Origin of the sequence: Dolichospermum circinale AWQC131C (assembly GCF_000426905.1) — a bacterium.
Taxonomy (GTDB): domain Bacteria; phylum Cyanobacteriota; class Cyanobacteriia; order Cyanobacteriales; family Nostocaceae; genus Dolichospermum; species Dolichospermum circinale.
Genome location: NZ_KE384612.1, coordinates 58,407 through 66,114, shown reverse-complemented (window position 1 = coordinate 66,114; position 7,708 = coordinate 58,407). Strand labels below are relative to the sequence as shown.

Sequence of the window (7,708 nt, the reverse complement as noted above, 5' to 3'; positions counted from 1 at the left end):
TCAGATTTTACCTGATACAAATACGGACGTATTAACCCCTAAAGATTGGCAAAATTTATTTGAATGTTGGCAAGAATGGTTACAAGCTTTAGAATCAGGTCAATTTAAACCTGCTTGGACAAAAACCGGGTATACAGTTATGGGTTGGGGTGCGGTCAAACCTACAAAGAGTATTCAAGAGTTACTTTACCGTTACTATTCTGATCATCTGAATCAACAGTTATTTGTGCAACTGCGACATCAGTTAATTCAGAAATTAGCGCATATTCTAGCTAAATTACGTATTAAAGCACAGACTTTTAGCGATCGCTTGCAACAATCAGACCAAGCGGAGGAATATCGGCAAAAAGCCGATTTATTAATGGCAAACCTGCATCAATGGCAACCAGGAATGCAGAATATAATATTACCAGACTTTGAAACAGAAAAACCTATATTAATTTCTCTTTTACCAGACAAGAACGCTGTTCAAAATGCCCAAAAGCTTTACAAACAGCATCAAAAGTTAAAACGCGCCCGTGGGGCTGTCGAACCGCTGTTATTTGCAGTGCAAACAGAAATTGATTATTTAGAACAAGTAGAAGCCGCAATTTCTCAGATAGATAACTACCAAAACCCAGAAGATTTACAGGCGTTAGAAGAAATCCGTGACGAACTAATTGATCAAAAATACTTAGAAGACCTAGAATACCGCAGCCGTAGCAGCAACGAAACCCCCGGTACTAATTTTCATCGTTACCGCAGTCCCAGTGGCTTTGAAATCCTCATTGGCCGGAATAACGTTCAAAATGACCAATTGACATTCCGTGTCGCTGGAGACTATGATTTATGGTTTCACGCCCAAGAAATTCCGGGTAGTCATGTGCTTTTGCGTCTAGAACCGGGTACAATTGCGGAAGAAGCTGATTTACAATTTACCGCCAATTTAGCCGCTTACTTCAGCCGGGCCCGTCAAAGTGACCAAGTACCAGTAGTGTACACCCAACCCAAGCACGTCTACAAACCCAAAGGAACTAAACCAGGACTGGTAGTTTATAAACACGAAACAATTATTTGGGGAAAACCACAAGTATTAGTCAGCGGTTAGTTTTGATCAGGTTATTAACCTTCTCTTCTTTCCGCAAATAGAAAGTCTATTCACCTAAAGACAGATATTTTTTCAGATATTTTCATCAAAAAATTGTACTGGCTGTTACAATCTTGTTAAGAAAAGTTGCCCGTTGAATTTTAGGAACGCGCAATTTGGTTTTGACTCCACTGAGAAGACAACACGAACAACGTTTTTTTTGCAGACCAGCCTGTGGGAGGGCTGGTCTTTTTGTTGACGTGGAAGCCTAGAAACTGAAGGTAGTTCTTAAAGCACCAATGACGACACTATCATTATTCTTATTGTGATCTGGGGCTGTTAACCAAATTACAGCAGGAGTAATGGTGATATTGTCGCTAACTTTATATTGATAAAATCCTTCAATGTGATAGGAGGTATCTGGGTCCTTTGTTACTCCAGCAGCAGTAGCAGTAGAATTTGTGACCTTTGGTTCCATACCAACTATAACACCAGCTAAGTTACCTTTTTTACCGAAATCTGGTAAGCCTAGAGTAACAGCATAGTTCCAAATTTCCGCCTTTCCTTTAGTACCAGTCAGGACTTGACTATTGGTATATCCAGCCCAACCACCGACAACAAGTTTATTGCCAATACCTAAAGATGTTTGTACACCGTAGGAATTACTGGAAAAATCTTGTCCACCAAAGCCAGAGGTCGCGTTATTACTACCTGTAATGAGTGGTTGGTTATAGGAATTGATATAAGTCAAACCAAGAGTAGTGCGACTACTGGGCTTCACAGTTAACTGCGCTAAAGCACCGTAAGAACCATCAAACAAACCATTTCCAGGGGTGGGGTTATTAGCATTAGGAGTCAAATAGCCTAAACTGAGGGCTAATTTCTTACCAAACTGATGATTAATTCCTAGTCCTGCACCACCTACTTGACCATAAATTGCGTTTCTTGTGCCAAAAGTTGACAAAGCACCAAAAGAAGCATCACCATCAAAAAGGTTGACTGTATTGGTAAGATCATCTGGTGCGCCTCCAGTAGCAATTAGTTTTGCTTGTGTATTTTTGCTAAGAGGAAAGGCATAGGATAAAGTTCCTATACCAACATTACCACTGGGACTACCACTAGCAAAAAACAAGTTTCCTTCTGAAGTCTGAATGTCGGGACTGTTGATATTATTGCTTTCCAACCTCGTCAGCAGTGTATCTCTTCCTGTAAAGCTGCTGACAAAATCTAGTCTGGTTCTTGCCCCTAAAGTGGTACTTTTATCAGTAATGTCATTATTACCGACCTTTTTACCGGAGACAACATCACTCACAACTGCCACAACCTGTCCCTGTAGCTTGGTGGTAGTTGAAAATTGATTAGCTTCCAATTCAGCGGTTTTCGTTTCTACAGTGTCTACACGCCCCTTTAAGGTGGCTAGTTCTGAAGAAAAGTCCCTTTGTAATTTTTGGATTGTTGCTAAATCTTGCTTTGATACTAAATCACTGGTAGCAGTGGCAATTAGTTCATTTACTCGATCTAAACAAGCATTTAAACCTGCTGCAAACTCATATCGTGATAACGCTCTATTACCACGGTAGGTATTATTAGGATAACCTGCGGCACATCCGTAGCGTTCTACTAATGATTGTAACGCTTGAAACGCCCAATCACTAGGTTGCACATCGGATAATTGAGATACGGAGGTAACTTGTGACATCACCTCTTGTTGATTGTTTGTATTCAATTGTTGGGAATTGGTATCAGCCTGGAGTTGATTATGTGCTGGTATTTCTTCAGCCCACGCCCCAGAACTTGTGCATAGTATAGCACTGATCACAGTGGAACTAGCTAGTAAATATGTCGAGAACTTTTGCATTTTTCTTCACACCTGTTTTTGCAGTAGATGATGCTATACCTGATCTAAAAGTAGCATAGCTATCAATAATTCCTATCAATATACTAACAGTTAACAGTTCCATGTAGATTTTTTAACGCAGAAAAGTTAAGAAATCTTTATGAAATGGGAAAATTAAAATCCTACTACACAGCAGTATTACCTCAAATGCCAAAAAAGTTTGTAATTCTTGATACGATAATCATGTTTTTTACTAGTTACTTATCAATTTTGTGAGAATGAATCTCATTATAAGATACAATGCCAATGAAGTTTTATGATCAACCATAAACTATGAAGAGTCCTAGACAAGTCGCAGCAAATATCAGAAAAAGAAATTTCTTACCCATAATTGCATTAGTAATGTTATCAGCGATTTATGGATGTACTACTACTAATAGTAGTAAAATTGTTAATGAAGAGGCGACACCAGCACAGAAACTACCAAAGACTAAAGTAGTTACAACATTCTTACCTGTTTATTTATTTACTAAAGCGGTAACTGGAGATGTAGCAGAAGTAGATATTTTAGTCAAGCCTGGTACAGAGATACACGAATATCAAGGAACACCAGCAAATGTAAAAGCGATCGCTACAGCCAATGTAGTGATAAAAAATGGTTTAGGGTTGGAAGAATTTTTGTCTGATACAATTAAAAATGCCAGAAATTCCCAATTAGTAGAAATTGATGTTAGTAAAGGTATTGAACCTATTAATAAAATTTCCCCCATAGATAAGACAGTAGGAGGAGAACATGATCATGATCATGAACACACATTTGGAAATCCTCATATTTGGTTAGATCCAGTTTTAGCAAAACAGCAAATCATCAATATTCGAGATGGTTTAATTATTGCAGATCCAGGGAATAAAGCCAATTATGAAACTAATGCAGCGTCATATATCCAGAAACTAGATAATTTAAATAATGAATTTCAACAGACCCTGAAAAAAACACCAAACTGCACTTTCATAACTTTTCATGATGCTTTTCCCTACCTTGCGAAACGCTATAACCTGAAACAAGTAGCAGTAGTAGAAATTCCCGAAAAACAACTTTCACCAACAGATGTTCAAAAAATAGTGAATACAGTTAAAAAATACAAAACTAAAGCCTTATTTAGTGAACCCGGTTTAGATAACAAATTACTGACAAGTATTTCCCAGGATTTGCAGTTAACTGTGAGGACATTAGATTCTTTAGAAACTGGTGATACCAATCCAGAGTATTATTTTAAAGCTATGAAAACTAATTTGGAAAGTTTAGCTTCTGGGTGCAAGTGATGATTAAATAATGATTAGAGGTTGTTTGAAAAACCATGGAATGTACAAATAAAACCCTGTCTTCTTAGCAGGAGTTAAATATTGAAATTTTTGGAGTTTTAGAAAATACTTTTCAAACATCCTCTGAAAGTTTTAGTAATGCTAAACTACCGAACAAATCAAATCAGACTGCTATATATGACTATAAATTATTGGCATCTCAAATCCTAACTTACATGATCAACAAACAAACAGAAATTACATTACCAATATTAAAAGTTTCCGGGTTAACAGTCTACCAAGGTAAATATATAGCCGTGCGAGATGTTTCTTTTGAATTATTACCAGGAACAGATACAGCTATAGTTGGTCCAAATGGTGCGGGAAAAAGCACTTTAATTAAAGCAATTTTAGATTTAATTCCCAGAAGTGCGGGGACAATTGAAGTTTTTGGTCGGCCAATTTCTAGATTAGGAAATTTGCGTAATTTTTTGGGTTATATGCCACAAAACTTTATTTTTGATCGCAGTTTTCCAATTTCAGTTAGTGAATTAGTAGCTTTGGGAATAGCTAACAGAAAAAACTCATTTTTTTCATCTTTCTCATTTTGGCCAGCAAAGCAAGAAGCATTAGCAGCAGTTACAGCGGCATTATATCGTACCGATGCCTATCACTTACGTAATCAAGCCATTGGAACACTTAGCGGCGGTCAACTTAAACGAGTATTATTGGCCTATTGTTTAGTAAGTCCGCGAAAACTGTTAGTATTAGATGAAGCTTTTGCAGGGGTAGATGTTCAAGGGACAACAGATTTTTATGCGTTATTAAATGAATTAAAACGAGAACAAAATTGGACAGTGTTGCAAGTTTCCCATGATATTGATATGGTAAGCCATCATTGCGATCGCGTCATCTGTCTGAATCAAACTCTTGTTTGTTCTGGTAAACCAGAAATAGCCCTTTCTCCGCAAAATCTCTTAGCTACCTATGGTCCTGGTTTTAGTCGTTATGAACATCATCATTAAGTGAGGTAATAGGTAATAGGTAATAGGTAATGGGTAATTATCATGATTTCGTGAATTTATTGCAATTTCCTTTTATGCAGCGTGCCATTATTGGTGCTGTATTAATGGGAATATTAGGGGGTTTATTAGGTAGTTTTGTGACTTTACGTCAACTATCTTTTTTTAGTCATGCTGTTGGTCATGCAGCCTTAGTAGGTGTAGCATTAGGCGTGTTACTCAATACTAATCCTACTTGGATGTTACTACCTTTTACTTTAATTTTCGGAGTTGTTGTTCTTTATTTGATTGACAAAACAGATTTAGCCAGTGATAGTGTTCTCAGTATAGTTCTATCTGGATCATTAGCGATCGGTGTCATCCTCACCAGTTTTATTAAGGGATATCGCGGTAACTTAATGGGTGTGTTATTTGGCGATATTTTAGCCATAGATAACACAGATTTAATTTTAACACTTCTGGTACTCATCTCTAGTAGTATTTTCCTCTTATCAACGCTACAACAACAAATATTATTAACTCTCAATCCCGATGTTGCACAAGTACAAGGAGTACCTGTACAACTTTATCGCTATGGATTCGTTATTTTGCTTTCCCTTGCTGTAGCCGTAGCGATTAAAGCTGTTGGTGTTTTGCTTGTCAATGCGTTTTTAGTGATTCCCGCTGCTACAGCCAAACTCATGAGTCACGATTTCAGCCGTTTTCTGATTCTATCGGTGGTTGTCGGTTCTAGCAGTAGTATCGCGGGAATGATGGTTTCTGGCTTGTTTAATCTGGCTTCTGGACCGAGTATTGTCTTTGTGCAGTTTCTCTTATTTGTGGTTGTGTTTACCTGGGTTAAATTGACAATCAAAAACAGCTAAGTAGGTTGGTGTGAAAAATTGTCGCTATGGCAAGGGAACAGGGAACAGGGAACAGGGAAGAAGTTTTGAGAGATTTTACTTTTCTTCACATTATGTTGGTTATCTCACGTCCATCTACCTAATTAAAATTTTTTTTGCAAAACCCCTTGACTAATCTTTTTCCCCATGCTAAAGTTAGTAAACGTGGTCAGTAATCAAGCCCACGCCGGGATAGCTCAGTTGGTAGAGCAGAGGACTGAAAATCCTCGTGTCACGAGTTCAAGTCTCGTTCCTGGCATTCAATCAAATTAACACCAACACAACTGCCCCAATTTTTCTAGATGCTACGAAAACATCATCATGGCTAAAGCCCTGACTACAAAGCGTTGACTACAAACGCAGGAAGTAATATATATCATAATTTAGTTCTGTTAAATGCGTAAAATGCGCCCTGCTGGAATTGAACCAGCCTGAAGACGAATTATGAGTTCGTTGCCTCCCCAATCGGCCAAGAGCGCTTATTCACATGGGTTTCAACCTGACGCTTTTTGGTTTAACCAGTGACCCTCGATCTTACATTATCCATAATACACCATCTCACTATAATTTGGCAACCCATGAACAATTATTAATTACGTTTAAATGCTCAAAATCTGATCAAGTATGTAATGAGGTGAATTTTTTCAGTATTGACAAGGCCAAACTTTAAAATCCCTAATACTATATAGTAGCATAGAGATTAAACAAATTCCCAATCCTATTTACCCCAGTTGCTAGTTATTCAAACTTAGGATAGTTATGAGTAATACCATGACTACACCAAGAGAAAATTCTAGAACTTACCTGCTACCTGTTCCCTTTATGTCATAATTTTTTAGCAATGCAAATCAATACTACTGTACTCCTAACCTTAATTTTGTTAACCCTGATGTTGGGAGCAAGTTCCGCAAGTGGTTTTTTAGGATTTAAATTAGGAAGTGACGCGCTCAAAGGTGTCACTACACCAGATGGTCGTCCCGTCAATAAATTTAACAGCAGCAAGAGTAATAACCCCCAACAGGGAACTGAAAGTTTTCTAAAAGAGGAAGATATTCTCAAAGCTGTCAAGTCAAGAATTAACAATAAAAACCAAAGTAACAAACCAGAAAAGTCAGCAGAAGAAGAGATTAAAACCGACAAACCTCAAGGACAGGAAAAACCCAAACAAGTAGCAGAAGAACCCCTACAACCAGGATTTCCTGTTGCTGCTGAAAGTGAAGGTGTAACCATGTCTGTACAGTCCGTGCGCTATTCTGGAGGTGATTTATTGCTAAGAGTAAATATGCAAAATAAAGGAACTGATTCTGTAAGGTTTCTCTATAGCTTTTTAGATATTACTGACGATAAAGGAAGAACTCTGAGTGGAATTACAGAAGGTTTACCAGCAGAATTACCTGCCAAAGGAGCAGAAGTTAAAGGTACAATTAGCATTCCCACGGCCTTACTTGATGATGTCAAACAGATATCTCTGTCTTTAACTGATTATCCAGCCCAAAGACTTAAATTACAATTGTCTGATATTCCTGTAGAAAAAGGAAATTAATATTCAGTTTTGGATTTTGGATTCAGGACTATTAGCGACAGCGCAACCCAACAAAAG

General features: G+C 37.7%; 5 protein-coding genes, 2 tRNA genes and 1 pseudogene. 6 read left to right on the top strand and 2 right to left on the bottom strand.

Annotated features, from left to right (window positions below):
- Window positions 1-1,087 (top strand): annotated as a pseudogene (locus ACIR131C_RS26760) (Rqc2 family fibronectin-binding protein); the annotation flags it as partial.
- A gap of 247 nt (window positions 1,088-1,334) precedes the next feature.
- Here the strand turns inward: ACIR131C_RS26760 and ACIR131C_RS0111315 are convergent.
- Window positions 1,335-2,924, bottom strand: a complete 1,590-nt coding sequence (locus ACIR131C_RS0111315; protein WP_028090285.1) for an iron uptake porin — start codon at window positions 2,922-2,924, stop codon at window positions 1,335-1,337.
- A gap of 312 nt (window positions 2,925-3,236) precedes the next feature.
- On the opposite strand from ACIR131C_RS0111315, the gene ACIR131C_RS0111310 reads away from it, so the two are divergent.
- From ACIR131C_RS0111310 to ACIR131C_RS0111295, 4 genes are all read left to right on the top strand, one after another.
- Window positions 3,237-4,226 (top strand): metal ABC transporter solute-binding protein, Zn/Mn family, encoded by a 990-nt coding sequence (locus ACIR131C_RS0111310; protein ID WP_035371875.1) that lies wholly within the window; start codon window positions 3,237-3,239, stop codon window positions 4,224-4,226.
- Window positions 4,227-4,441: 215 nt separating this feature from the next.
- Window positions 4,442-5,230, top strand: a complete 789-nt coding sequence (locus tag ACIR131C_RS0111305; RefSeq protein WP_196811757.1) for a metal ABC transporter ATP-binding protein — start codon at window positions 4,442-4,444, stop codon at window positions 5,228-5,230.
- Between the two features lie 74 nt (window positions 5,231-5,304).
- Complete coding sequence (locus ACIR131C_RS0111300) at window positions 5,305-6,090, top strand: metal ABC transporter permease (protein ID WP_417033498.1); 786 nt, start codon at window positions 5,305-5,307, stop codon at window positions 6,088-6,090.
- 204 nt (window positions 6,091-6,294) lie between these two features.
- Window positions 6,295-6,367: transfer RNA gene (locus tag ACIR131C_RS0111295), tRNA-Phe, on the top strand.
- Between the two features lie 147 nt (window positions 6,368-6,514).
- Here ACIR131C_RS0111295 and ACIR131C_RS0111290 read toward each other — a convergent pair.
- Window positions 6,515-6,587 (bottom strand) — tRNA-Met (locus tag ACIR131C_RS0111290).
- A gap of 362 nt (window positions 6,588-6,949) precedes the next feature.
- On the opposite strand from ACIR131C_RS0111290, the gene ACIR131C_RS0111285 reads away from it, so the two are divergent.
- Window positions 6,950-7,651, top strand: coding sequence for a hypothetical protein (locus tag ACIR131C_RS0111285; protein ID WP_028090281.1), 702 nt, complete (start codon window positions 6,950-6,952; stop codon window positions 7,649-7,651).
- The last annotated feature ends 57 nt before the right edge of the window (window positions 7,652-7,708 follow it).

Excerpts from the sequence above, each read along its gene's own strand:
- ACIR131C_RS0111315 (WP_028090285.1), bottom strand. The coding sequence starts at position 2,924 with ATGCAAAAGTTCTCGACATATTTACTAGCTAGTTCCACTGTGATCAGT.
- ACIR131C_RS0111310 (WP_035371875.1), top strand. The coding sequence starts at position 3,237 with ATGAAGAGTCCTAGACAAGTCGCAGCAAATATCAGAAAAAGAAATTTC.
- ACIR131C_RS0111305 (WP_196811757.1), top strand. The coding sequence starts at position 4,442 with ATGATCAACAAACAAACAGAAATTACATTACCAATATTAAAAGTTTCC.
- ACIR131C_RS0111300 (WP_417033498.1), top strand. The coding sequence starts at position 5,305 with ATGCAGCGTGCCATTATTGGTGCTGTATTAATGGGAATATTAGGGGGT.
- ACIR131C_RS0111285 (WP_028090281.1), top strand. The coding sequence starts at position 6,950 with ATGCAAATCAATACTACTGTACTCCTAACCTTAATTTTGTTAACCCTG.